Source organism: Aquabacterium sp. (assembly GCF_044226965.1).
Lineage (GTDB): Bacteria > Pseudomonadota > Gammaproteobacteria > Burkholderiales > Burkholderiaceae_C > Pseudaquabacterium.
Genome location: NZ_JBGAGA010000015.1, coordinates 79,314 through 104,302 on the forward strand (window position 1 = coordinate 79,314; position 24,989 = coordinate 104,302).

A 24,989-nucleotide genomic window follows, 5' to 3' on the forward strand; every position below is an offset into this window, starting at 1 on the left:
GACCACGACGATAGCCGATGCGCGCCACAGCGGGGCCCGGGGAAGGCCCGAGCCGCCGCGCCGCCCCCGGTGCATCCCCTGTCTGCGCACAAACCCTAGGCTGGAATAGCCGCGGTGCCCGCCACGTACACTGCTTCGCGCCCAGCACCAACGCCAGGGCGGCCCAACCCGGAGGAAACGCATGAAACGACTGCTCGTGGTCTCGGCCACCGCACTCGGTGCGCTGGCCAGTCTGCCCGCCGCCGCCCAGTTCCAGAAGCCCGAAGACGCCATCAAGTACCGCCAGAGCGCGCTCACCGTGATGGCCAACCACTTCGGCCGCGTCGCGGCCATGGCGCAGGGCAAGGTCCCGTTCGATGCCAAGGCCGCGGCCGACAACGCGCATGTCGCGGCAACGCTGTCGCGCCTGCCGTTCACGGCCTTCGGCGAGGGCACCGACAAGGGCCTGCCGACCCGCGCGAAGCCCGAGATCTGGAAGGACCAAGCCAAGTTCAAGGACCTGGCCGAGAAGATGGCCACCGAAATGGCCAAGCTCGAGGCCGCGGCCAAGACCGGCAGCCTCGACGCGATCAAGGCCCAGGTCGGCGCAGTGGGCGGCAGCTGCAAGTCCTGCCACGACGACTACCGCGCCGAGAAGTACTCGGCCAACTGACCGCGCGGCGCTAGCCGCCCGGCGCGTCCGCGAAGCCCAGCACCACGCGCCGGGTCTTCGCGGACTTCTTTTCGATCTTCGTCACCACCACCGCGCCAATGTCGGCGGTGTTGGTCACATGCGTGCCGCCGCAGGGCTGCAGGTCCACGCCCTCGATGTCCAGCACCCGCACCCGCCCCTGCCCGCGCGGGGGCTGCACGCTCATGCTCCGGACGAGTTCGGGCTTCGCGTCCAGCTCGGCCTCGCTGATCCAGCGGTGGCTCACCGGATGCGCCTCGGCCACCAGGCGCGCCAGGCCCTCGGTCAGCTGCTGCTTGTCCAGCGGATCGGTCATGTGGAAATCGAGCCGCGCGTAGTCCGCGGTGATCGAGCAGCCATCCACCGGATGCGGCACCAGCGCGCACAGCAGGTGCGTCGCGGTGTGGAAGCGCATGTGGCGGTGGCGGCGCTGCCAGTCGATGCGTGCGCTGACCCGCTGGCCCGGCTGCAGAGCCGACACGTCCGCGCCCGGCGCTGGCACATGGACGATCTCGCCCGGCTGCGTGCCCTTGCGTGTGTCGGCGATCGCGATCTCGCGGCCGTCGGCCAGGCGCAGCACACCGCTGTCGCCGGCCTGGCCGCCGCCCAGCGGGTAGAACACCGTGCGATCGAGCTGGATGCCGCGCTCGTCGACGGCCAGCACCTGCGCCTCGCACTCGCGCAGGCAGGCGTCTTCGCGGAACAGTTCTTCGGTCGCCATCGTCATCGGCTCCAGGCTTGCAGTTGGACGGGTCCGTGCGGGCCGGCCAGCGTCACGGCCAGGCCGGGCTGCGCCAGCGCCTGCACGCCACGCATGCGCAGCAGCGCGCGCACCGGTGGTGGCAGGCCGCCCAGCGCGAGCGAGGCGACCGACAGGCCGCTCGGCGGCATCGCATCGGTGGGATGGCGGCCGCGCCACTCGATCAGCGTCGGCAGCCAGCCGTCGCAGGCGATCGCGCCATCGTCGCGCACCAGCAGGCGCCAGGCCAGCCGGCCTTGCGTGGTCTCGCGCTCGGCGGCGATCGGCGGGCCGGGGTCGACGCCGCGGTTGATCAGGCCCCAGCGCTGCATCTCCAGTTGCTGCGTGCGCAGCACCATGTGCACCAGGCGCGGCTGCTCGCGCACCGCGGCCTGCAGCGCCGGATCGTCCATGCCGAACCAGCGTGCACGCTGCGGCGGCGGGGCTTCCGGGTCGATCGCGATGATCTCGAGGTAGGCCGCCGGCCCGCCGGCCACCTCCAGCCGCAGCAGCCGGTTGTGCGTGCCCATCAGCGCATGCCGGCCACCGGGTCCGGGCACGACGCCCAGCGCCTGTTCGCACCAGGCGGCGCCTTGCGCCAGCGAATCGGCCACGACGACGAGGTGATCGAGCGCGGTGTTCACAGCGTGACGGTGCCGCTCACCACCGGCGTCACGTCGCCGCCGATCCAGACCTCGCCGCCCTCGGCCAGCACGTGCACGCGACCGGCGCGACCCAGCGCCGCCCCTTGCGCCGCGACGTAGCGCGCCGATGCCAGCCCGTCGCCGATCAGCCACTGCGCGAGGCCCGCGTTCAGGCTGCCGGTGACCGGGTCTTCCGGCACGCCCAGCGAGGGCACGAAGGCCCGCACCTCGAACTGGCACTCGCCGCCGGCCGGGTGCGCGCCGACCACGCCGAGCTTCAGCCCCGCCATGGCCTGGAAGTCCGGCCGCAGCGCCAGCACGCTGGCCGCATCGGGCAGCAGCGCGGCCATCCAGCCGGGGCCGTTGTCGACCCATTGCAGGCGCAGCAGTTGCGTGTCGGTGATCTTCAGCGAGGCCAGCACCTGGGCGCGCAATGCCGGCTCCTGCACCGGGCCGCTGCGGCGCAACGGCGGCGCTGCGAAGGCCAGGCGGGCGCCGTCGCGGCGGATGCGCACCAGGCCGACGGCGCACTGCTGCACCACCTCGCCCTCGCGCTGCGGCCGGCCGCTGGCCGCCAGCCAGGCATGGCAGCTGCCCAGCGTCGGGTGGCCGGCGAACGGCAGCTCGCCGCCGGGCGTGAAGATGCGCACCCGGTAGTCGGCCTGCGCGTCGGTGGGCGGCAGCAGGAAGGTGGTTTCGGAGAGGTTGGTCCAGCGCGCAAAGTCGGCCATCTGCGACTCGCTGAGCCCGGTCGCGTCGTGCACCACGGCCAGCGGATTGCCGCGCAGCGGCTGCGCGGTGAAGACGTCGAGCTGGGAGAAACGGCGTTCGCTCATGCAGTGCCCCGTGGAGGGTGAAGGAGAAGGGATTCAGGCCGCCGCGCCGGCCAGCACGCGCGCATAGACCTCGCGGTCGACATTGCCGCCGCTGAGCACCAGCGCGGTCTTGCGGCCGGCCAGGCGCGGCCGCTCCTGCCACGCGGCGGCCAGCGCGGCGGCGCCGGCGCCTTCGGCCACCTGGTGCGTCGTTTCATAGAGCAGGCGCATCGCGGCGGCGACCTCGTCGTCGCTGACCTGCAGCACGCGCGACAGGCCGCGCTGCAGGATGGCCAGCGCATCGGCCTCCGGCGTGCGGCAGGCCATGCCGTCGGCCAGGGTGGTGGTGACCGTATGCGAGACCGGCTCGCCGCGCGCCAGCGACAGCGCATAGGCCGGCGCGCCGCTCGAGACGACGCCGATCACTTCACAGCCCAGGCCCAGCGCCTCGCGCGCGGCGATCAGGCCACAGGCACCGGAGCCCAGGCCGATCGGCACATACACCGCGTCCAGCTGCGGCAGCTGGCCGAACAGCTCCAGGCCGTAGCTCGCAACGCCGGCCACCAGGTCCGGGTGGAACGAAGGCACCATGTGCCAGCCGCGCGCGGCGGCCAGGCGCATGGCTTCCTCGCGCGCAGCCTGGAAGTCGTCGCCGAACTCGATCAGCTCGACACCGAGCGCACGCATCGCGGCGTTCTTCTCGCGGCTGTTGCCGCGCGGCACCAGCACCAGCGCGGGCAGGCCGTGGCGGCGCGCGGCGAAGCCGATCGACTGGCCATGGTTGCCGCGCGTGGCGCTGACCACGCCGGCCGGCCGCTGGCCGGAAGCGATCAGCCGCTCGAAGTAGACCAGCCCACCACGGATCTTGAAGGCGCCGACCGGCGTGTGATTCTCGTGCTTGAGCCACAGCTCGGTGCCGTCGTCGGGCCGCGGCGCGACGGCGGCTTCCAGCAGCGGCCAGCGGTACTGCGGCGTGGGCGGCAGCACCGCATGCACGCGGGCCGCGGCATCCCGCAGGTTGGCCGCATCCGGCAGCATGGCCGCCTCCGGCCGGTCCAGGCCCGCCGCCTGCGCGAGCGTCACGGCGCGATCTCGGCCGTGGCCTCGATGTGCTCGCGCAGCACGCGGCCCAGCGTCGCGACACCGTCGGCGATGTCGGCCGGCGCGAGCGTCACGAAGGACAGGCGCAAGGTGCGCGGGTCGGCCGCGTGGGCATAGAACGCAGCCCCCGGCACGTAGGCGATGCCGGCCTCCACCGCCTGCGGCAGCAGCGCCATCGCATCGCAGCCTTCGGGCAGGCGCACCCAGAAGAACATGCCGCCCTGCGGCTCGCGCCATTCGCTGCCCTCGGGCAGGTGCTCGGCCAGGCCGGCGGCCATCGCATCGCGCTGGCGGCGGTAGCGCTCGCGGATGGTCGGCACATGCTGGTCGAGGAAGCCGTCGCGGATGACCTCGTAGACCACGCGCTGGTTGAAGCCTGGCGTGTGCAGGTCGGCCGCCTGCTTGGCCTGCAGCAGCTTGGGGTACAGCTCGGTCGGCGCCACCACGTAGCCCAGGCGGAAGCCGGGCGCCAGCACCTTCGAGAACGAGCCGAGGTAGATCGTGCCCTCGGGCCAGCGGGCGGCGATGGGGGCCGGCGGCTCGGCGTCGAACCACAGGTCGCCATACGGGTTGTCCTCCACCAGCGGCACCCGCGCGGCCTGCGCGGCCTTCACCAGCGCGGCGCGGCGCGCCTCGGGCATCACGCGGCCGGTGGGGTTCTGGAAGTTCGGCAGCAGGTAGGCGAAGCGGGTGCCCGGCGCATCGTGCGGCAATGCGGCGATGGCATCCGGCAGCGGGCCGTCGGCATCGCTGGCCAGGCTGGTGTAGATCGGCTCGTAGGGGTTGAAGGCCTGCAGCGCGCCCAGGTAGGTGGGCGTCTCCACCGCCACCGGCGCGCCGGCGTCGACCATCACCTTGCCGACCAGGTCCAGGCCCTGCTGCGAACCGGTGGTGATCAGCACCTGATCGGCGCTGACGCGGTGGCCCATCGCGGCCATCTTGTGCGCGACCCAGTCGCGCAGCGGGCCGAAGCCTTCGCTGGCCGAATACTGCAGGGCCTCGCGCGGCGATTCGGCCAGCACCTTGGCGCAGGCCTGGCGCATCGCCTCGACCGGGAAGCTGTCCGGCGACGGCAGGCCCCCGGCCATCGACAGCACGCCCGGCTTCTCGGTCACCTTGAGGATCTCGCGGATGATCGACGGGTTCAATCGCGCGCTGCGGCGCGCCTGGTTCCACAGGCTCATGGGACGTGTCTCCGGTTGTCGGGTTCGATGTGCAAGGCGCCCAGCGTACTGCCAGTTGGCGATGGTGGCGAACAGGGGTGGGTGGATCGAAAGGGGTTTCAGCGCGGGGCGGCGGATTGCCGCCGCGAGACGAAGACCGTGGCCATCACCGCCAGCGAGAACGCGACGGTGGGGCCGTCGAGCGACTCGCCCAGCAGCGGCACGGCGAGCCACATCGACAGGAAGGGCTGCAGCAGCTGGACCTGGCTGACCCGCAACGTGCCGCCCAGCGCGAGGCCGCGGTACCAGGGAAAGAAGCCCAGCCACATCGAGATCAGCGAGACATAGGCGAAGCCCAGCCATGCCGGCGCGTGCACCGCATGCGCCGGCCACGCCGCCAGCAGCAACCAGGCACTCACGGGCAAAGTGAGCGGCAGCGCGAGCACCAGCACCCAGGAGATGACTTGCGCCGGCGGCATCGCCTGCGGCCCGGTGAAGAGCCGGGCGCACTGCACGTAGCCGAAGCCGCCGAACAGCACCGCCGCCATCAGCAGCGCATCGGCCGGCTGCAGGCCGCTGCCGCTCTTCCACGCCGCGAAGCCCAGCACCAGCGCCGTGCCCAGCGCGGCACAGAGCCAGAAGCCCAGGCTGGCGCGCTGGCGCAGCCACCAGGCGCCCATGGCCGCCGTCGCGATGGGCAGCACGCCCGTCACGACCGCCGCATGCGCGGCGTCGACATGGCGCACCGCCAGCCCGATGCACAGCGGAAACCCGAACACCACGCCGACCACCGCCAGCGCCAGCACCCGCCATTGCCCGGGCCGCGGCCGGGGGGCGCGGACGGCGAGCAGCCAGGCCAGCGCCAGCAGCCCGGCCACCGCCGCGCGGCCCACGGCGACGAACACCGGCGACAGCTGCGGCGCGGCCGCGTCGCCGCCGGCCAGCCGCGTCATCGGGATCGTGAACGCGAAGGCCAGCACGCCCAGGGCGCCGAGCAGCCAGCCGCGTGTGCTGTCGGACAGGCCGCTGCGCAGGGGAATCACGGTGCTCGATGACATCGGCCCAGTCTAGGGTTGACGTCAGCACACGAACAGTACACTGCGCAATACAGTCAATTCGTCTGTACTGACCACGCCATCAGTACAGCTGCGCAATGAACGCTCCGCACGACCTGCCGCCGCGCCTGCTGGCGCGCGACCGCCACCACACGCTCGGCGAGCAGCTGGCCGCGCGTTTTGCCGAACGCATCCAGCAGCGCACGCTGCAGGCCGGCGCGCGCCTGCCCTCGGTGCGCGAGTGCGCGCGCCAGCACGGGGTGAGCCCGAGTACCGTGGTCGCGGCCTACGACCAGTTGCAGGCACAAGGCCTGGTCGAAGCGCGGCGCCAGCGCGGCTTCTTCGTGCGCGAAGCACCGGCCGCGCGCGGCGCGCCGCCCGCCGCCGCGCGCCGCACCGGGCTGCCGGCACCGGTGGATGCCACGGCGCTGATCCGCGGCATGTTCCAGAACCAGCTGGGCCATGTCGGCCCCGGCCTTGGCACCCTGCCCGAGCCCTGGCTCGACAGCAGCCTGATCGAGCGGGCGCTGCGCCGCACCCTGCCACAGGCCGCCGATGCCTTGCGTTACGGCGACCCGGCCGGCGACCCGCCGCTGCGCGCGGCGCTGGCGCGGCGCCTGGGCGGCGACCTCGGCATCCACTGCGACGCGAGCCAGATCGCCACCACCATCGGCGCCACCCATGCGCTGGACATCATCGCCCGCACCCTGCTCCACCCCGGCGATGCCGTGCTGGTGGACGAACCCGGCTGGGCGGTGGAGTTCGCGCGGCTCACGCGCCTGGGCATGCGCCTGCTGCCGGTGCCGCGCGGGCCACACGGGCCCGACCTGGCGGTGATGGAGCGGCTGCTCGCCGAGCACCGCCCGCGGATGTACGTCACCGTCTCGGTGCTGCACAACCCGACCGGCCAGTCGCTCTCGCTGGCCACCGCGCACCAGGTGCTGAAGCTGGCGGATGCGCATGGCCTGACGATCGTCGAGGACGACACCTACGCCTGGTTGGCGCCGAACCATGCGCCGCGGCTGGCCGCGCTGGACGGGCTGCAGCGCACCATCTACGTCTCGGGCTTCTCGAAGATCCTGGCCCCGAACTGGCGTGTGGGCTATGTCGCCGCGGCACCGGCGCTGATCGAGCGCGTGATCGACACCAAGCTGCTGATGACCCTGACCACGCCGGCATTGCTGGAACGCGCGGTGGCCTGGTGCCTTGACCAGGGCCTGCTGCGCCGCCATGCCGAGCGCGTGATCGAGCGGCTCGATGGCGCCCGCCAGCGCGTGATGCGGCTGGCCGAGGACGCGGGCTGCCGCTTCGTGGCGCCGCCGCAGGGCCTGTTCGGCTGGGTGGACACCGGCGTCGACACCGACCGACTGGCCACCCGCCTGGCCGCGGAGGGCTGGCTCACCGCGCCGGGCAGCCTGTTCCATGCCGCGCCGCGCCCGAGCAGCCTGATGCGCATCAACTTCGCCAGTTCGCTCGAACTGCGCTTCTGGCAAGCCTTTGCCCAGGCGCGGCGCGGCCTGAAGGCGCACCCACCCGAGTCGGGGGTTTGAAACGTAACGTCACGACATGTGTCCTAGGGGCGTCGTACCATGGTTTCTTACATTTCTGCGCCGCGATGTTCTGCTCCACCCTGCCACAGGGCGCCCCCGATCTGATGCGCGTCAGCGAGTTTCGTCGCTACCTCGACGATCTCGATCGGCTGCACGGCACCGATGCCGCGAATTCGCGCCTGACGTCGCTGAGCCCCTCGCTGATGCAGGACCTGCAGCGCTTCGAGCAGCATGGCCAGCAGAGCGAACTGCTGGAGGTGCTGGCGGCGGGCGTGCGCCACACACAGCCACTGGCGGTGCACCTGCAGTTCGGCCAGCAGGTGCTGACGCTGACGGTCTTCCCGGTGCACAAGCTGGCGCATTGCGCGCTGCCGATGGACAAGGTGCTGGACAGCGACCTGGGCAAGCTGCAGGTGCTGCAGGTGGAACAGGCCACGCTGCGCGCGCCGGGCGATCGGGAAACGGCGCTGATCGGCGACCCCGCGCTGTACGCGCCGCTGGCGCCGGTGCTGTGGGCGATGGCGATGCGCGGCTCGCGCGAGGCGCTGCTGCCCGAAATCGCCGGCCAGGCCGCCTACCGCGTGGCCCCCGGCGTCAGCTTCGACGGCCTGGCCCTGCCGGTGGTGCTGCAGCGCTGCATCACCCGCCTGCGCCGCCAGACCAGCAACCTGCGCGAGATCTGCGAATGGCCCGGCATCGACCGGCCGCGCGCGCAGCGCATGCTCAACGCCATCTACCTGCAGGCGGGCCTGATCGTCAGCCGCACCCATCCCGCCGCCACCAACGAGGGCTGGGCCGGGTACCGTTGAGCCCCCGGCCGCCTGGCAGCCTGTCCCCTGCGGGGACTATTGGATGTAGCGCCCGCCGGGTCCGATGATCAGGATGTCCACCATCGACGAGCCATGGTGGTTCTGCGGGCCGAAGCTCAAGGGGTAGCCGCCGAGGTCGATCTTGCCGGCCGCCTCGATCGTCGTCACCAGGCTTTGCGGCGTCACGGTCCGGCCGGCACGCCGGAGCATCTCCAGCAGCACGCGCAGGTTCGAATAGCCGAAGAAGTGGTCGAAGTCGACCGGCAGCTTCGCGCGTTCCATCGCCGCAGCGTAGTCTCTGGTCAGCGGTGTCGTGGCGCGCAGCGGATACGGGCCGATGCGTGCGAAGGCCAGGCCGCGCGCTTCATCGCCCAGCGCCTCGACCAGCGGCTTGGCGTTGGCAATCGACAACGCGTACAGCGGCACGCCCAGGTGCGCGCGCACCGCCTTGACGAAGGGCACCAGCGCCGGCCCGAAGGCAATGAACAGCACGGCCTGCGGGCTGGCCGCTGCCAGGGTCTGCGCCGCCGCCACCGCGTCGCTGCCGGAAATCTCCAGCGGCGCCTTGGCCACCAGGGTCGAACCCAGCTCCCTGCAGACCTCCTCCACCACCGGCAGCATCAGCTGGCCGAAGGGGCTGTTGTGGTAGGCCACCGCGATCTTCGTGCGGCCGACGGTCGAGAGGTTGCGCAGCATCTGCACCACCTCGTCGCGGTAGCTGGCCATGGTCGTGAAGAAGTACGGATGCTGCTTCGCGCGCAGCGCCGGCGCGCCGGTGTACACGCCCACCAGCGGCACTTTCTTCTCGGCCAGCAGCGGCAGCACCGCGGCCACGTTCGCGGTGCTGGCCAGGCCGTACAGCGCGGTGACGTTGTGCTTGTCGATCAAGCTGGCCACGTTCTCCACGCAGCGCTTCGGGTCGTAGGCATCGTCCAGCGTGATGAGCCTGACCTTGCGGCCGGCCACGCCGCCGCGGCGGTTGAACTCCTCCAGCGCCAGTTCCTGGCCGCGGATCACCGGCTTCATCGTCGCCGCCAGCGGGCCGCTGAGGTGCGCGCTCTGGCCGATCACGATGTCGTTGCCGTTCGCGGCCGCGCTCGACTGGGCCCGGGCCGGCCCGCCCAGCCAGCCGCTGGCGGCCAGCGCGGCCAGGCGGGCGAGGGTCGCGCGACGGCGAGGGTGCTGGTGCATCGACTGTCTCCTGTGCCCCTGGACATCGGGGTGCGGCAGTGTGCGGCGACGTGCCGCCGCGCAGGATCACCCAGGCGACAACTACCGCAGGGCGAACACGGAGTTCACTCGCCCGCGGCCACCGGGAGAGCAGCGGCACTGCAGCGCTTCAGTCGGCCGGAGCTTGCGGCGCGGACAGGGCTTCCCAGCGCTCCAGCGCCAGCATCAGCCCTTCCTCGATCTCGGCGAAGCGCGCCTGCAACTCGCCCACGCGCTGCGGCTCCTGCGTGTACAGCTCGGTGCCCGCGAGCCGCTCGCCGATGGCGCGCTGCTCGGCCTCCAGCGCCTCGATGCGCGCCGGCAGTTCATCCAGCTCGCGCTGCTGCTTGTAGCTGAGCTTGGTGCGTGGCTTGGGAGCGGCAGCCTCTCGCGGTGCCGGGGCCGGTGCGGCTGCCGGCGCCGGCTCGGGCCGCGCGGCCGCCTGCGCCGCCAGCGTGCGGGCGCGCTGCGCCCGCCAGTCCTCGATGCCGCCCTCGTACTCGCGCCACAGCCCGAGCTTCTGGTCGCCCTCCCAGGCGATCAGGCTGGTGACGACGTTGTCGAGGAAGCGCCGGTCGTGGCTGACCAGGAACACCGTGCCGCTGTAGGCCTGCAGCAGTTCCTCCAGCAGCTCCAGCGTGTCGATGTCCAGGTCGTTGGTCGGCTCGTCGAGGACGAGGACATTGGCCGGTAGCGCGAACAGCCGCGCCAGCAGCAGTCGGTTGCGCTCGCCGCCCGAGAGCGTGCGCACCGGCGAGTTCGCGCGCTCGGGCGCGAACAGGAAATCGCCGAGGTAGCTCATCACGTGCTTGCGCGTGCCACCGAGCTCGATCCATTCGCTGCCCGGGCTGATGGTGTGGGCCAGCGTGGCCTCGAGGTCGAGGCCGGCACGCATCTGGTCGAAGTAGGCCACCTGCAGCTGCGTGCCGCGGCGCACACTGCCGCTGGTGGGCGCCTGCTCGCCAAGGATCAGGCGCAGCAGGCTGGTCTTGCCGGCGCCGTTGGGCCCGACCAGGCCGATCTTGTCGCCGCGCAGCACGGTGGCGCTGAAGCGGTCGACGATCAGCCGCTCGGGCTCGCCAGCGCTCGCCGGCGGGTAGCGCAGCGTGACGTCCTTGAGTTCGGCCACCAGCTTGCCGCTGGGCAGGCCCGCGTCGACCTCCAGCCGCACCTGGCCGAGTTGCTCGCGCCGCGCGGCACGCTGCTCGCGCAGGCGCTTGAGCCGCGCGACGCGGCCGACGCTGCGCGTGCGCCGGGCCTCGACGCCCTTGCGCACCCACACCTCTTCCTGCGCCAGCAGCTTGTCGGCGCGTGCGCTGGCCAGCGCCTCGGCTTCCAGCTCGCGCTGCTTGGCGCTTTCATAGGCGCTGAAGTTGCCGGGGTAGCTGCGCAGCACGCCGCGGTCGAGCTCGAGGATGCGCGTGGCCACCGCGTCGATGAAGGCGCGGTCATGCGAGATCACGATCAGCGCGCCGCGCCAGCCGTTGAGCAGGTCCTGCAGCCACTCGATCGCGTCGAGGTCGAGGTGGTTGGTCGGTTCGTCGAGCAGCAGCACGTCCGGCCGCGCCACCAGCGCCTGCGCCAGCGCCACGCGCTTCTTGGTGCCGCCGGAGAGCGTGTCGATCATCGCCTCGGGCGACAGGTGCAGGCGCTGCAGCGCCTCGTCGACGCGCTGCTCCCAGGTCCAGCCCTCCAGCGCCTCGATGCGGGTCTGCAGCGCATCCAGGTCCTCGCCGGGTTCGTGGCGCTCGAAGCGCTCGCGCAGCGCCTTGGCCTCGGCCACCACCTCGCTCACCGCCTCGAACACGGTGTGGCCCGGCTCGAACGTCGGCTCCTGCGGCACGTAGAAGCGGCGCAGGCCCTGCTGCAGCTGCAGCACGCCGTCGTCGAGCTTCTCGCTGCCGGCCAGCACCTTCAGCAGCGAGGACTTGCCACTGCCGTTGCGCCCGATCAGCGCCAGCCGCTCGCCGGACTCCAGCGCCATCGCGGTGTGGTCGAGCAAGGCCACGTGGCCGAAGCCCAGCTGGGCATTGGAGAGCGTGATCAGGGCCATTCGTGTCCGCCCGGCTGCCCGCGGAATCAGGCCGGGCGACGCCGGGCCATGGCCGCCAGCAGTCCCTTGAGCTCGCGCTCCTGGGCCAGCTGGCGCGGGCTGGGGCCGGTGGTCGGCACGAGGTCCGGGTTGGCGCCCAGCTCCACCAGCTTCAGCGCGGTGGTCTCGTCGCTGTTGATAGCCCAGGCCAGCGGCGTGGCCCGCTCGGCGTCCAGCGCATCGAGCCGGGCGCCGCGCGCAGCCAGCAGTTCCACCAGCTCGGTGCGGCCGCTGCCCGCGGCGGCATGCAGCGGCGTCATCAGCAGGCCGTTGCGCAGCGCCACCTGGTTGGCGTTCGCGCCGCGGTCCAGCAGCAGGCGGGCCACCGCCAGGTGGCCGTCGCGCGCGGCCTCGAACAGCGGGGTGAAACCGATCGGGTCCGGCGCATCGATGCGCGCGCCGGCGTCCAGCAGCGCGGCCACCGCGTCGGCGCGGCCCTGGCGCGCGGCACGCGCCAGCATCGAGCGGCCGGTGCTGTCCAGCGCGTCGGCCGCAGCCCCAGCCTTGAGCGCGGCCCGCAGCGCGTCGAGCGCGCCGGTGTCGATGGCCTGCTGCAGCTGCTGTTCCGCCGCACTCAGCGCATGGCGGCGGCCCAGGTGCTCGCTCAGGCGCTCGACCAGCGGCTGGAAGCCGCGCCGCGTCGCCACTTCCAGCGCCGTGCCATGGCCGGACAAGGTGGCATCGGCGCCGTGGCTGAGCAGCAGGTTCACCGCGTCGAGGTCGCCGTAGAAGCAGGCCCAGTTCAGCGCCGGGTCGCCGTTGCGGTCGACCAGGTTCACCTGCGCCCCGCCTTCGAGCAGCATGCGCGCCATGGCCAGGTCGCGGTTGTTCAGCGCCAGCATCAGCGGCGTGGCGTCGTAGTAGGCGGCATAACGCACATCCGGTGCGGCACCCCGGGCGAGCAGCAGGCGCACGATGTCGTGCTTGCCGCGCGAGGCCGCCACCAGCAGCGGCGCGGCGCCCTTGCCGTCGGTGGCCGACGCGTCGACGCCGTCGGCCAGCAGCTGCCTGACCTGCGCGGTCTCGCCCGCACGGATCGCGGCGACCAGGTCTGCATAGCCCGGCGCCGCAGCGGCCGCCCAGGCAGCCGACGATGCGATGACCATCGCGGCCAGCCGACCGGCCAGCCAAGCCTTCCTGAATGTCTTGGTCATTCCTGCCTTCTTGTCTGTTATGTCTTCTGAACGGCGCGCTCGAGCGCGTCGATGAACATTGTCGCCACGTTGAAACCCGTCTGCTCCGTGATTTCCTGGAAGCAGGTCGGGCTGGTGACGTTGATCTCGGTCAGGTGGTCGCCGATCACGTCCAGCCCCACCAGCAGCAGCCCGCGCGCGGCCAGCGTCGGGCCCAGCGCCTCGGCGATCTCGCGGTCGCGGGCGGTCAGCGGCTGCGCCACGCCCTTGCCGCCGGCCGCCAGGTTGCCGCGGATCTCGCTGCCCTGCGGGATGCGCGCCAGCGCATACGGCACCGGCTCGCCGCCAATCACCAGCACGCGCTTGTCGCCCTTGACGATCTCGGGCAGGTAGCGCTGCACCATCAGCGTCTGCCGCCCGTCCTGGTTCAACGTCTCGACGATCGAGCCCAGGTTCAGGCCGTCGGGCCCGACACGGAAGATGCCCATGCCGCCCATGCCGTCCAGCGGCTTCAGGATGATGTCCTGGTGCTCGGCGTGGAAGGCGCGCACCGCGTCGGCGCTGCGCGTCACCAGCGTCGGCGCGATGAACTGCGGGAACTCCAGGATCGCCAGCTTCTCCGGGTGGTCGCGCAGCGCGGCCGGCTGGTTGAACACGCGCGCGCCTTCGCGCTCGGCCTGGCCCAGCAGGTGGGTGGCGTAGAAATACTCGCTGTCGAAGGGCGGGTCCTTGCGCATCAGCACCGCATCGGCATCGGCCAGTGCCAGTTCGGCCTGCGCGACGGTGCTGAACCAGGCGTGCTCGTCGCCGGTCAAGGTGATGCAGCGCGCCTGCCGCGCGACGACGCGGGCGCCGCGGTGCCACACCAGGTCGGCCGGCTCGCAGGCCCAGAGCTGGTGGCCACGGGCCGCGGCCTCGCGCATCATCGCGAAGGTGGTGTCCTTGTAGGTCTTGAACGATTCCAGCGGGTCGGCAACGAACAGCAGCTTCATGGTGGCAGCGCTCAGGCGGTCGGACGTGAGGGGCGCCAATTGTGCACAGCCAGCGTGAAGAGGCCGGCCACCATGCCCCAAAAGGCCGAGCCGATGCCGGCCATCGAGACGCCCGACAGCGTGACCAGGAAGGTCAGCGCAGCGGCGTCGCGGTGGCGTTCGTCCCGCAGCGCCGTGGCCAGGCCGCCGGCGATGGTGCCCAGCAAGGCCAGCCCGGCCACCGCCGCCACCAGCTCGCGCGGAAAGGCCAGCAGCAGGCCGGCCACTGCGCTGCCCGCCAGCCCCAGCAGCAGATAGAACACGCCGGCGCTCAGGGCCGCGGTGTAGCGCCGCGCCGGATCGTCATGCGCCTCGCGGCCCATGCAGATCGCGGCGGTGATGGCCGCGAGGTTGATCGCGAACGCGCCGAACGGCGCCAGCAGCAGCGTGGTGAGCCCGGTGGCGGTGATCACCGGCGACACCGGCGTCTGGTAGCCGGCGGCACGCTGGGCCGCGACGCCGGGCAGGTTCTGCGAAGCCATCGTGACGATGAACAGCGGCAGCGCCACGCCCACCGCGGCCGACAGGCTGAACTGCGGCGCGGTCCACACCGGGCGCGTCCAATCCAGCGTCAGCGCCTGCCAGTGCAGCGTGCCCTGCAGCGCTGCCACCGCGATGCCCGCCAGCAGCACGCCCGGCACCGCATAGCGCGGCCACCAGCGCCGGCCCAGCACGAACGCGAGCGCCATTGCCAGCACCAGCGCCGGCGCACTCTGCACCGCCAGCACCGCGTTCAGGCCGAAGCGCGCCAGCACGCCGGCCAGCAGGGCCGCGGCAATCGCCATCGGCAACCGGTCCATCAGGCGCTCGAACAGGCGAGTTGCCCCGGCCAGCGTGATCAGCAGCGCGCACAGCAGGAAGGCGCCGGTGGCCTCGGGCAGCGTCACGCCGTGGCTGGCCGCCAGCAGCGCGGCGCCGGGCGTCGACCAGGCCGTGAGCACCGGCTGGCGATAGGCCCAGGACAGCGCCAGCGTGGACAGCCCCATCGCCAGGCCCAGCGCCCACATCCACGACGCCGTCTGCGCCGGCGTGGCGCCCAGGGCCTGCGCGGCCTGGAACACGATCGCCACCGCGCTGGTGTAGCCCACCAGCACCGCGACGAAGCCGGCCACCACCGCCGACAGGGACAGATCTTGCTTCAGGGTGCGCATGGGCCGCGAGCATATCGGGCGAACTGCCGGGCGTCCGCAGCACTGTTCGGTTCAAGCCGCAGCGGTGCGCCGCCGATAATCCGTCATCGTCACGTCCTCTTCACCATGTGCCGACTGATTGCCTACCTCGGTGAGCCGATCTACCTGGACCAGCTGGTGTGCGCCCCGCGCCACTCGCTGCTGCGGCAGGCGCTGAAGGCCGAGGAAGCCAAGGCAGTGACCAACGGCGACGGCTTCGGCATCGGCTGGTACGGCGAGCGCGAGGAGCCCGGCATCTACCGCGAGGTGATGCCCGCGTGGTCGGACGAGAACCTGCTGGCGCTGTGCGGCACGGTGCAGTCGCGGCTGTTCTTCGCGCATGTGCGCGCCGCCACCGGCACCTCGATCGCGCGGCAGAACTGCCATCCGTTCAAGCACGGCCGCTGGATGTTCATGCATAACGGCCAGATCGGCGGCTATGCCCGCGTGCGACGCCAGCTCGAGGCGCGGCTGCCCGACGCGCTGTACGCGGCCCGCAAGGGCGCCACCGATTCCGAATTGCTGTTCCTGCTGGCGCTGGCACGCATCGAGGCCGGCGAGACACCGGACCAGGCGATGCCGACGGTGCTGGAAGACACCCTGGCGCTGATGCGCCAGGCCGGCTGCACCGAACCGCTGCGCTTCGCGGCGGCGCTGACCGATGGCCAGGAAGTGCATGCCTTCCGCTTTTCCAGCGATGGGCGGCCGCCGACGCTGTACGTCAGCGAACGCGCCCAGGGCAGCGTCGTGGCCTCCGAGCCGCTGGACAGCCAGGGCGACGACTGGCGCTCGCTGCCGGCCAACAGCTGGCTGCGCCTGAGCCGGCACGGGGCCGAGTTGCACAGCTAGCGCGCCCGGCGCTACCGCATCCGGACTGGCGCGCCAGCGCCGAGTGCACTTTTTCACCCCGGCCTTGATGCCCCGGCGAGGCCTTCGTAGCATGAAACGCTGAAAGGCCCTCGGTGAGGACGTACGGGGATGGCGTGTCTGCGGGAAGTGTTGGGGGCCCCGCCGTCGGCGGAGTTGCCGCGGGTGGCGAGCGTCCAGGCGCGCGCGACCGAAACGGGTGACCAGGGTTTCCTGCGCGAGCTCTATGCCTCGACGCGAGACGACGAGATGCGCGCCACGGGCTGGTCGCCTTCGCGCTGCCGCAGCTTCCTCGACCAGCAGTTCGACTACCAGCAGCGCTACTACCGCGCCCACCATCCCGGCGCCATGTTCCTGCTGCTGGCCGAAGCCGGCACGCCGATCGGCCGGCTGTACTGGCGTTGCGAGGACCAGCACGCCACCCTGATCGACATGAGCCTGGTCCCCAGCCTGCGCGGGCAGGGCCTGGGCAGCGCGATCCTGAAGCTGCTGACCGATGGCGCCGATCACCGCGGCCAGTGCATCGACCTGCATGTCGAGCCCGACAACCGCGCGCAGCGGCTGTACCGCCGCTTCGGCTTCGAGGTCAGCGGCCACGACAGCCTGCACCTGCGCATGCGGCGCAACGCGCGCAGCCCGGTGGCGTCGGCACGCTGAACACGCAGCCGACCCTGCCCAGCCTGGCTTGGCGGCATGCCGGCCGCGGCGACCGGCGCGCGCCTCAGATCTCGACCTTGGCGCCGAGCTCGACGATGCGGTTGGACGGCAGGTTCAGGAAGTCCGCCGCCGCCGAGGCATTGCGGTGCATGCCGGCGAACAGCTTCTCGCGCCACATCGGCATGCCGTCGCCGAACGTGGGAATCACGATGTCGCGGCTGAGGAAGTAGCTGGTGTCCATCTCGGGCAGCGGGATGCCGCGGTCTTCCAGCAGCTTCAATGCCTCGGGCACGTCGGGGTCGTTCTTGAAGCCGAAGTGCAGCACCACGCTCCAGCAGTCGTGGCCCAGCGTCTCCATCTGGATGCGCTTGTCGAAGCCGATCCACGGGACCTCGTGGTGCTTCACGGTGACGAACAGGTTGTGCTCGTGCAGCACCTTGTTGTGCTTCAGGTTGTGCATCAGCGCGTTGGGCGTCAGGCCCTCGTCGGCAGCCAGGAACACCGCGGTGCCGGGCACGCGCGTCGGCGGGCTGATGAACACCGCCTCGAGGAAGCTGCGCAGGTCGATCGCCTCGTCGCGCAGTCGGTGGCTCACCAGCGCGCGCCCCTGCCGCCAGGTGGCCATCAAGGTGAACATGCCGATGCCGATCAGCAGCGGGAACCAGCCGCCGGACAGCAGCTTCAGCATGTTCGACAGGAAGAAGGTGACGTCGATGACGAAGAAGAAGCCGGTGGCCAGCAGGCACAACGCCAGCGGGTACTTCCAGCCGTAGCGGATGACGAAGAAGGTCATCACCGTGGTGATGGTCATGTCCATCGTCACCGCGATGCCGTAGGCCGTGGCCAGGTTCGACGAGGTCTTGAACAGCGCCACCGCCAGCACGATGAAGACGTACAGCCCCCAGTTCACGAAGGGCACGTAGATCTGCCCGGTGTCGCGCACCGAGGTGTGCTTGATGGCCATGCGCGGCAGGATGCCGAGCTGGATGGCCTGCTTGGTGACCGAAAACGCCGCCGAGATCAGCGCCTGGGATGCGATCACGGTGGCCGCCGTGGCCAGGATCACCAGCGGCAGCTGGGCCCAGCCCGGCGCCATCAGGTAGAACGGGTTCTCGATGGTGGCCGGGTCGGCCAGCAGCATCGCGCCCTGGCCGAAGTAGTTGACCACCAGCGCCGGCATCACGAAGCCATACCACGCAATGCGGATCGGCAGCTTGCCGAAGTGGCCCATGTCGGCGTACAGCGCCTCGCCGCCGGTGACGCACAGCACCACCGCACCGAGGCCGATGAAGGCCACCAGCGGCTCGCGCACGAAGAAGCCGATCGCGTACAGCGGGTTCAGCGCCACCAGCACGGCCGGGTTCTGCAGCACGTGCGGCAGGCCCAGCGCCACCAGCACGATGAACCACACCAGCGTGATCGGCCCGAACGCGCGGCCGATGCCGCCGGTGCCCAGGCGCTGCACCGCGAACAGCGCGGTCAGCACCACCAGGGTGAGCGGAATCACGAAGGCGTGCAACTGCGGCGCCGCGACCTCCAGGCCCTCGACCGCCGAGAGCACCGAGATCGCCGGCGTGATCACGCCGTCGCCATAGAAGATCGCGGTGCCGAACAGGCCCACGCTCATCAGCACCGAGCGCAAGGCCGGCTTCTCCTTCACCGCGGTGGTGGCCAGCGCCAGCATCGCGATCAGGCCGCCTTCGCCGTTGTTGTCCGCGCGCAGGATCAGCAGCACGTACTTCACCGAGACGATGATGGTCATCGTCCAGAAGATCAGCGACAGCACGCCGAGGATGTTCTCGGCGGTGACCTGCACGTGCCCGCCGTGGAACACTTCCTTCAGCGCGTACAGCGGGCTGGTGCCGATATCGCCGTAGACGACGCCCAGGGCGCCGAGGGTCAGCGCGGCCAGTGCGGCCGGACTCTTGGAGGCGGATGCCTTGCTCACTGCGAGGAATCGCCGGCCTCGGGCGGGCCGGCGGCAACCGAAAGGGCGCTCATTGTGCGCTTGCGCTTGTGCAGTGCGTCAACCGTGGGTGCGGCCGCGCCACCACACCGCGGGGGGCGGGCTTGACAAAGCCCGCCAATGGCACGCTGGGCTGGCCTACTCGTAGACCTCGGCGTCGGGATCGGTGGCTTCCAGCTCGTAGCTGGCCGCGAGCATCGCCAACCGGCCGATCACGCCGTACATGTAGAAGCGGTTCGGCGCGCTGGCACCGGGCTTCTCGCCCAGGCGCGGCAGGTGGTGGCTCTCGGCAAAGGCCAGCGGCACGTAGCTGGAGCCCGGGGTGTTCAGGTTCTCGTCGATGCCGCGTTCGGCGTGCACGCGGTAGTAGCCGCCGACCACGTAGCGGTCGATCATCGTCACCACCGGCTCGGCCACCGCCTCGTGCACGCGCTCGTACGTGGGCACCCCTTCCTGGATGATCACCTCGGTCACCGCCTCGCCCGCGGGCAGCAGGCTGAGCTTGCTGCGGGTGCGGCGGTTCACGTCGTCCAGGTCCTTGGCGTCGCGCACCGTCATCAGGCCCTGGCCGGCCGAGCCCTTGTCGGACTTGATCACGACGAAGGGCTTGTCGTTGATGCCGTATTCCTTGTGCTTGCGGCGGATCTTGGTCAGCAGCGCGTCGACGTTGCTCTGCACGCAATCGAGCCCCGCCGGGTCATCGAAATCGACCTGGCCGCACTGGCCGAACATCGGGTTGATGAGCCAGGGGTCCATGCCCAGCAGCTTGGCGAACTTCTTGGCCACTTCCTCATAGCTCTGGAAGTGCTTGCTCTTGCGGCGCACGGACCACCCGGCGTGCAGCGGCGGCAGCAGGTACTGCTCGTGCAGGCCTTCCAGCACCTTCGGCACGCCTTCGGAGAGGTCGTTGTTCAGCAGGATCGTGCAGGGGTCGAAGTTCTTCAGCCCCAGGCGGCCGCGGGTGCGCAGCAGCGGTTCGATGGTGAGTTCGCTGCCGTCGTGCAACGACAGCGTCAGCGGCTCCTTCACCGCCGGGTCCAGCGTGCCCAGGCGCACGTTGAGGCCAGCCTGGCCGAAGATCTGCACCAGGCGCTGCACATGGGTGAGGTAGAAGCTGTTGCTGCGCAGGTGGCTCTCGGGCACCAGCAGCAGGTTCTTGGCCTCGGGGCAGATCTTCTCGATCGCCGCCATCGCCGCCTGCACCGCCAGCGGGAGCATCTCGGGCGTCAGGTGGTTGAAGCCGGTGGGGAACAGGTTGGTGTCCACCGGCGCGAGCTTGAAGCCCGCGTTGCGCACGTCCACCGCGGTGTAGAACGGCGGCGTGTGCTCCATCCATTCGAGCCGGAACCAGCGCTCGATGGCGGGCATCGATTCGAGGATGCGCGCCTCGAGTTCGTTGATCGGGCCGTTGAGCGCGGTGATGAGGTGGGGAACCATGAAAGGGCTGCCTGCGGTGAAGGGACTGCCCGCGGCCTGGGCGGACGCAGGATTGTAGGAAGGTGGTGCCGCAGCGCCCAAGAAAAAGGGCTGCCCGTGGGCAGCCCTTCGCATGGGGGGGGCCGGCAGCGCCTGCCGCCGGCCGTGGGTCAGCCGCGCCGGGCTTACTTGCTGTACGCCGTCTCGCCGTGCGAGCTGATGTCCAGACCTTCGCGTTCTTCCTCTTCGGTGACACGCAGGCCAATCACCAGGTCGACGATCTTGTACGACACCGCGGCCACCACGCCGGACCAGACGATGGTCAGGCCCACCGCCTTGGCCTGGATCACGAACTGGTCCCACATGCCGTTGCTGGACACGGTGGCGGTGACCCAGTCGGACACCAGGCCCGGGCCGCCCAGCGACTGGTTGTTGAAGATGCCGGTCAGCAGCGCGCCGATGATGCCGCCCACGCCGTGCACGCCGAACACGTCCAGCGAGTCGTCCGCGCCGATCAGGCGCTTCAGGCCGTTCACGCCCCACAGGCAGGCGAAGCCGGCGATGAAGCCGATGATGATGGCGCCCATCAGGCCGACATTGCCGGCCGCCGGGGTGATGGCCACCAGGCCGGCCACCGCGCCCGAGGCCGCACCCAGCATCGAGGCCTTGCCGCGCAGCATCGCTTCACCCAGGCACCAGGCCAGCACGGCGGCCGAGGTGGCGGTGAAGGTGTTCATGAAGGCCAGCACCGCCGAGTTGCCCGCTTCCAGCGCCGAGCCGGCGTTGAAGCCGAACCAGCCCACCCACAGCAGCGAGGCACCGACCATCGTCAGCGGCAGGCTGTGCGGCGCCATGGCTTCCTTGCCGTAGCCCACGCGCTTGCCGATCATGAAGGCACCGACCAGGCCGGCGATGGCGGCATTGATGTGCACCACGGTGCCGCCGGCGAAGTCCAGCGCGCCCCATTGCCAGATCAGGCCGGCCTTGGCGTTGGTGGCGTCCACGACTTCCTTGGCGGTGTAGGCGTCCGGGCCCATCCAGAACCAGACCATGTGCGCGATCGGCGCATAGCTGAAGGTGAACCACAGCACCATGAACAGCAGCACGGCCGTGAACTTGATGCGCTCGGCGAAGGCACCGACGATCAGGCAGCAGGTGATGCCGGCGAAGGTGGCCTGGAAGGCGGCGAACAGCAGCTCGGGGATGTAGACCCCCTTGCTGAAGGTGGCGCCCATCGCGAACTCACCCTTCACGGGGTCGAAGATGCCCTTCAGGAACAGCCGGTCCAGGCCGCCGATGTAGGCATTGCCTTCGGTGAAGGCCAGGCTGTAGCCGTACAGCGCCCACAGCACGACGATCAGCGAGAAGGTGACCATCACCTGCATCAGCACCGACAGCATGTTCTTGCTGCGCACCAGGCCGCCGTAGAACAGCGCCAGGCCGGGCACGGTCATCATGATCACCAGCAGCGTGGAGACCAGCATCCAGGCGTTGTCGCCCTTGTTGGCGACCGGGGTCGAAGCGGCCGGCGCGGCCGCCGAAGCCGCGGCCTCGGCGCCCGAAGCGGCGGCGGGTGCGGGGGCCGCAGCCGATGCCGCCGCCGGCGCGGCCGAAGCGGTGGCCGCCGGGGCGGAGGCCGCATCCTGGGCCATCGAGCCGCCGGCAAAGCCCAGGACCGCGAGGCCCAGGGCGAGCGAAGCTATGAATTTCTTCATCATGGTGGGTTGTCTCTTGAAGTTCGGGGCGCGCCTCAGAGCGCGTCCTTGCCGGTCTCGCCGGTGCGGATGCGCACCACCTGTTCGAGCGCTGACACGAAGATCTTCCCGTCGCCGATCTTGCCGGTGCGGGCCGAGGCCTCGATGGCCTCGATCACGCGGTCGACGATGCCGTCGTCCACCGCAGCCTCGATCTTCACCTTGGGCAGGAAGTCCACCACGTACTCCGCGCCGCGGTACAGCTCGGTGTGGCCCTTCTGGCGGCCGAAGCCCTTCACCTCGGTCACCGTGATGCCCTGAACGCCGATCGCGCTCAGTGCCTCGCGCACTTCGTCAAGCTTGAAGGGCTTGACGATCGCCGTCACCATCTTCATGGCTGTCTCCGATCGATCAGAAGTTGTACTTGATGCCCAGCACCAGCTTGGTGGTGCCCAGCTTCTTGCCGTTGACCGGCGAGACGTAGAAGCTCTTGTCCGCGTCGGTGCCGATGATCGCGATGCTGGGCACCAGGCCCTTGAAGTCCTTCGACAGCGTCAGCGAGTAGTCGGTGTAGGTGGCCGGATCCTCGAACGGGCCCTTGATCTTCTGGTAGCCGATGTGCGGCGCCAGCGACCAGCCGTCGTAGACGTCGAAGCTCGCGCCGGCCTCGAGGTAGAAGCTGTTCTTGCTGTCGGGGTTGCCGAAGGTGTCGGTCACCGCATGGGAGTACTTCACCGTGGCCGGACCGAAGGTCAGCGCGCCGTAGAGCTCGACCGTGTCGGCCTTGGCACCGGTGATGGCCTTGAGCTTGTTGCTCGGGTAGTTGTAGGTCAGCACGCCGACGTCGTAGCTGAGCGAGTCCTTGACGATGTCGCCCTTGTACCCGCCATAGACGTCGATCTCGACATTGCCGTCGCCGCCGGCATCCTTGATCCACTTGATCGTCGAGGCCCAGGCGCCGAGGTAGAAGCCACCGTTCGAATAGTCGATGCCGCCCTGCAGCGCGGGCTTCAGCCGCGATTGGGAAATGCCGCGGTAGCGGTATTCGGTGACACCGCCGACGTTGAAGGCCAGGTCGGCGAACGAGGCGGTCGGGATCGCGCCGGCGGCCAGGGCGACCGAGAGGGCGAGCAGCGATTTCTTCATGGGGCAGGGCTCCAGGTAATGGGATGTCGACAGAGATGGGTGGGAAAGCTCCGCCGGTGTTTTGCAGCTTCCATGCCACCTCGCTCACGGCTTGTCACCGCCCCAAGCCGGTGAGCGCGACCCGAGTTGCAGCATGTGGACGCACGAACTTGGCGCATTCGCCGCCAAAGCACCGCATCGGTGCATTCGGGCGTGCGGCCCTTCACGCCCCACAATCCGGCGCCAGCAAGAGGGAGAGAACAAGATGTCCTTGGCCGTGATCCACAGCCGCGCGCTCGATGGCCTCGATGCGCCGGCGGTGCAGGTGGAGGTGCACCTGGCCAACGGCCTGCCGAGCTTCACGCTCGTCGGCCTGGCCGACACCGAGGTGAAGGAGGCGCGCGAGCGGGTGCGTGCCGCGCTGGCCAACTCAGGCTTCCAGTTCCCGCACAACAAGCGGGTGACGGTGAACCTGGCCCCGGCCGACCTGCCCAAGGAATCGGGCCGCTTCGACCTGCCCATCGCGCTGGGCATCCTGGCCGCGGACGGCCAGCTCGACGTGGCGCGGCTGGACGCGCACGAATTCGCCGGCGAACTCTCGCTGGCCGGCGAACTGCGCCCGGTGCGCGGCGCGCTGGCGCTGGCCCTCGGGCTGCGTCGCGCCGGGGCCCCACGCGCACTGGTGCTGCCGCAGGCCAGCGCCGAAGAGGCCGCGCGCGCCGGCGGCGTGCGCGTGCACGGTGCCGGCCACCTGCTGGCGGTGGTGCAGGCGCTGCTGCCCGGCGACGCCGCGGTGCCGCTGCCCTGCGTGCGGCCGCCCGATCCGGTGGCGCCGGCCGGTGGCCCCGACCTGGCCGAGGTGCGCGGACAGGCCGGCGCCAAGCGCGCGCTGGAAATCGCCGCGGCCGGCCGCCACAGCCTGTTGATGGTGGGCCCGCCCGGCACCGGCAAGTCGATGCTGGCGCAGCGCCTGCCCGGCCTGCTGCCGCCGATGGACGAGGCCGAGGCGCTGGCCAGTGCCGCGCTGCAGGGCCTGTCACCCGGCGGCTTCGATGCCACGCGCTGGGCGCAGCGCCCGGTGCGCGCGCCGCACCACTCGGCCAGCGCGGTGGCGCTGGTCGGCGGCGGCACGCCGCCACGGCCCGGCGAGATCTCGCTCGCCCACGGTGGCGTGCTGTTCCTCGATGAATTGCCGGAGTTCCCGCGCTCAGCCCTGGAAGCGCTGCGCGAGCCGCTGGAAAGCGGCCACATCACGATCTCGCGCGCGGCGCGCCAGGCCAGCTACCCGGCGGCGTTCCAGCTGGTGGCCGCGATGAACCCCTGCCCCTGCGGCTACCTTGGCGCGCCCAGCGGCAGCGCGCGCGGCTGCCGCTGCACGGACGAGCAGATTGCGCGTTACCAGGCCAAGCTGTCGGGCCCGCTGCTCGACCGCATCGACCTGCAGGTGGAAGTGTCGCTGCTGCCGCCCGCCGAGATGCTGGCGCAGCCCGATGGCGAGTCGTCCGCCGCCGTGGCCGAGCGCGTGGCCGCGGCCCACGCGCGCCAGCTGCAGCGCCAGGGCTGCGCCAATGCCGCGCTGCAGGCGGCGCAGCTCGACAGCGTCTGCGCCCTGGACGCGCGCAGCGCCGGCTTCCTGCAGCAGACCGCGCAGCGCCTGGGCTGGTCCGGCCGCGCGCTGCACCGCGTGCTGAAGGTTGCGCGCACGGTGGCCGACCTGGCCGGCGCGGACGCCATCGGCGTGCCGCACCTGGCCGAGGCGCTGCAGTTCAGGCGCGCGCTGCCGGGCCGCTGACGCCCGGCTGGCAACGCGTGCGCCGCCGGCTGATGCCGGCCGCGAGCAAGGCGGTGGCGATCAGCGCCACCGTGCCAGGCTCCGGCACCGTGGCGGTCGGGCCCCCGCCGGCGTCCTCGATCTGCCACGCGAAGAAGGCCTGCTGCCCGAAGTGCTTGTCCTCGAAGGCCGACAGTTGCGCGATGTTTCGGGTCATGCTCAGGCTGACTTGGTGGACACCGGCGCCGCCCAGCCCATAGGTCCTGGAGCCCGAGTCGCCGGGCCGGTAGTAATCGATGAGCACGCCATCGAC

At 71.0% G+C, this 24,989-nt stretch carries 23 protein-coding genes; 6 read left to right on the forward strand and 17 right to left on the reverse strand.

Annotated features, from left to right (window positions below):
• Positions 1–181: 181 nt before the first annotated feature.
• Positions 182–652 (forward strand): c-type cytochrome, encoded by a 471-nt coding sequence (locus ACILR4_RS09400; RefSeq protein WP_395700586.1) that lies wholly within the window; start codon positions 182–184, stop codon positions 650–652.
• 10 nt (positions 653–662) lie between these two features.
• On the opposite strand, the gene ACILR4_RS09405 is transcribed toward ACILR4_RS09400, so the two are convergent.
• The 6 genes from ACILR4_RS09405 to ACILR4_RS09430 form a co-directional block, all read right to left on the reverse strand.
• Complete coding sequence (locus tag ACILR4_RS09405) at positions 663–1,391, reverse strand: alanyl-tRNA editing protein (RefSeq protein WP_395700587.1); 729 nt, start codon at positions 1,389–1,391, stop codon at positions 663–665.
• A gap of 2 nt (positions 1,392–1,393) precedes the next feature.
• Positions 1,394–2,053: a VOC family protein gene (locus tag ACILR4_RS09410; RefSeq protein ID WP_395700588.1), complete on the reverse strand. Its 660-nt coding sequence runs from the start codon at positions 2,051–2,053 to the stop codon at positions 1,394–1,396.
• Positions 2,050–2,889: a PhzF family phenazine biosynthesis protein gene (locus ACILR4_RS09415; RefSeq protein ID WP_395700589.1), complete on the reverse strand. Its 840-nt coding sequence runs from the start codon at positions 2,887–2,889 to the stop codon at positions 2,050–2,052. The genes ACILR4_RS09410 and ACILR4_RS09415 overlap by 4 nt, the downstream gene beginning before the upstream one ends.
• Before the next feature lie 33 nt (positions 2,890–2,922).
• Complete coding sequence (locus ACILR4_RS09420; RefSeq protein WP_395700608.1) at positions 2,923–3,906, reverse strand: threonine dehydratase; 984 nt, start codon at positions 3,904–3,906, stop codon at positions 2,923–2,925.
• A gap of 41 nt (positions 3,907–3,947) precedes the next feature.
• The gene (locus tag ACILR4_RS09425; RefSeq protein ID WP_395700590.1) at positions 3,948–5,153 is read right to left on the reverse strand and encodes a PLP-dependent aminotransferase family protein; all 1,206 of its coding nucleotides are present in this window, start codon (positions 5,151–5,153) and stop codon (positions 3,948–3,950) included.
• 98 nt (positions 5,154–5,251) lie between these two features.
• Complete coding sequence (locus ACILR4_RS09430) at positions 5,252–6,190, reverse strand: DMT family transporter (RefSeq protein ID WP_395700591.1); 939 nt, start codon at positions 6,188–6,190, stop codon at positions 5,252–5,254.
• A 95-nt stretch (positions 6,191–6,285) separates the two neighbouring features.
• On the opposite strand from ACILR4_RS09430, the gene ACILR4_RS09435 reads away from it, so the two are divergent.
• The gene (locus ACILR4_RS09435) at positions 6,286–7,737 is read left to right on the forward strand and encodes a PLP-dependent aminotransferase family protein (RefSeq protein WP_395700592.1); all 1,452 of its coding nucleotides are present in this window, start codon (positions 6,286–6,288) and stop codon (positions 7,735–7,737) included.
• 65 nt (positions 7,738–7,802) lie between these two features.
• Positions 7,803–8,546 carry a hypothetical protein gene (locus tag ACILR4_RS09440; protein ID WP_395700593.1) on the forward strand — a complete coding sequence of 248 codons (744 nt, stop codon included), beginning with the start codon at positions 7,803–7,805 and terminating at the stop codon, positions 8,544–8,546.
• Positions 8,547–8,582: 36 nt separating this feature from the next.
• On the opposite strand, the gene ACILR4_RS09445 is transcribed toward ACILR4_RS09440, so the two are convergent.
• The 5 genes from ACILR4_RS09445 to ACILR4_RS09465 form a co-directional block, all read right to left on the reverse strand.
• Positions 8,583–9,737: an ABC transporter substrate-binding protein gene (locus ACILR4_RS09445; RefSeq protein WP_395700594.1), complete on the reverse strand. Its 1,155-nt coding sequence runs from the start codon at positions 9,735–9,737 to the stop codon at positions 8,583–8,585.
• A gap of 148 nt (positions 9,738–9,885) precedes the next feature.
• Positions 9,886–11,808, reverse strand: a complete 1,923-nt coding sequence (locus ACILR4_RS09450) for an ATP-binding cassette domain-containing protein (RefSeq protein ID WP_395700595.1) — start codon at positions 11,806–11,808, stop codon at positions 9,886–9,888.
• Between the two features lie 26 nt (positions 11,809–11,834).
• Positions 11,835–13,001: an ankyrin repeat domain-containing protein gene (locus ACILR4_RS09455; protein ID WP_395700596.1), complete on the reverse strand. Its 1,167-nt coding sequence runs from the start codon at positions 12,999–13,001 to the stop codon at positions 11,835–11,837.
• A 17-nt stretch (positions 13,002–13,018) separates the two neighbouring features.
• Positions 13,019–13,972: a glutathione synthase gene (gene gshB, locus ACILR4_RS09460; RefSeq protein WP_395700597.1), complete on the reverse strand. Its 954-nt coding sequence runs from the start codon at positions 13,970–13,972 to the stop codon at positions 13,019–13,021.
• Positions 13,973–13,983: 11 nt separating this feature from the next.
• The gene (locus ACILR4_RS09465; protein ID WP_395700598.1) at positions 13,984–15,162 is read right to left on the reverse strand and encodes a benzoate/H(+) symporter BenE family transporter; all 1,179 of its coding nucleotides are present in this window, start codon (positions 15,160–15,162) and stop codon (positions 13,984–13,986) included.
• Positions 15,163–15,267: 105 nt separating this feature from the next.
• Here ACILR4_RS09465 and ACILR4_RS09470 point away from each other — a divergent pair, with 105 nt between their 5' ends.
• Complete coding sequence (locus ACILR4_RS09470) at positions 15,268–16,029, forward strand: class II glutamine amidotransferase (protein ID WP_395700599.1); 762 nt, start codon at positions 15,268–15,270, stop codon at positions 16,027–16,029.
• A 183-nt stretch (positions 16,030–16,212) separates the two neighbouring features.
• Positions 16,213–16,704: a GNAT family N-acetyltransferase gene (locus ACILR4_RS09475; RefSeq protein ID WP_395700600.1), complete on the forward strand. Its 492-nt coding sequence runs from the start codon at positions 16,213–16,215 to the stop codon at positions 16,702–16,704.
• Positions 16,705–16,768: 64 nt separating this feature from the next.
• On the opposite strand, the gene ACILR4_RS09480 is transcribed toward ACILR4_RS09475, so the two are convergent.
• The 5 genes from ACILR4_RS09480 to ACILR4_RS09500 all read right to left on the reverse strand — a co-directional run bounded on the left by ACILR4_RS09480 (position 16,769) and on the right by ACILR4_RS09500 (position 22,926).
• On the reverse strand, positions 16,769–18,652 hold the full coding sequence (locus ACILR4_RS09480) for a potassium transporter Kup (RefSeq protein ID WP_395700601.1): 1,884 nt from the start codon (positions 18,650–18,652) through the stop codon (positions 16,769–16,771).
• A 156-nt stretch (positions 18,653–18,808) separates the two neighbouring features.
• Positions 18,809–20,107: a glutamate--cysteine ligase gene (gshA, locus tag ACILR4_RS09485; RefSeq protein ID WP_395700602.1), complete on the reverse strand. Its 1,299-nt coding sequence runs from the start codon at positions 20,105–20,107 to the stop codon at positions 18,809–18,811.
• Between the two features lie 164 nt (positions 20,108–20,271).
• Positions 20,272–21,801, reverse strand: a complete 1,530-nt coding sequence (locus tag ACILR4_RS09490; protein ID WP_395700609.1) for an ammonium transporter — start codon at positions 21,799–21,801, stop codon at positions 20,272–20,274.
• Between the two features lie 35 nt (positions 21,802–21,836).
• Complete coding sequence (locus ACILR4_RS09495) at positions 21,837–22,175, reverse strand: P-II family nitrogen regulator (protein ID WP_395700603.1); 339 nt, start codon at positions 22,173–22,175, stop codon at positions 21,837–21,839.
• Positions 22,176–22,191: 16 nt separating this feature from the next.
• Complete coding sequence (locus tag ACILR4_RS09500) at positions 22,192–22,926, reverse strand: TorF family putative porin (protein ID WP_395700604.1); 735 nt, start codon at positions 22,924–22,926, stop codon at positions 22,192–22,194.
• A 244-nt stretch (positions 22,927–23,170) separates the two neighbouring features.
• Here ACILR4_RS09500 and ACILR4_RS09505 point away from each other — a divergent pair, with 244 nt between their 5' ends.
• The gene (locus tag ACILR4_RS09505) at positions 23,171–24,697 is read left to right on the forward strand and encodes a YifB family Mg chelatase-like AAA ATPase (RefSeq protein ID WP_395700605.1); all 1,527 of its coding nucleotides are present in this window, start codon (positions 23,171–23,173) and stop codon (positions 24,695–24,697) included.
• On the opposite strand, the gene ACILR4_RS09510 is transcribed toward ACILR4_RS09505, so the two are convergent.
• A partial coding sequence (locus ACILR4_RS09510) for a PEP-CTERM sorting domain-containing protein (RefSeq protein ID WP_395700606.1) occupies positions 24,672–24,989 on the reverse strand: 318 nt, incomplete at its 5' end. The two genes, ACILR4_RS09505 and ACILR4_RS09510, sit on opposite strands and share 26 nt — an antisense overlap.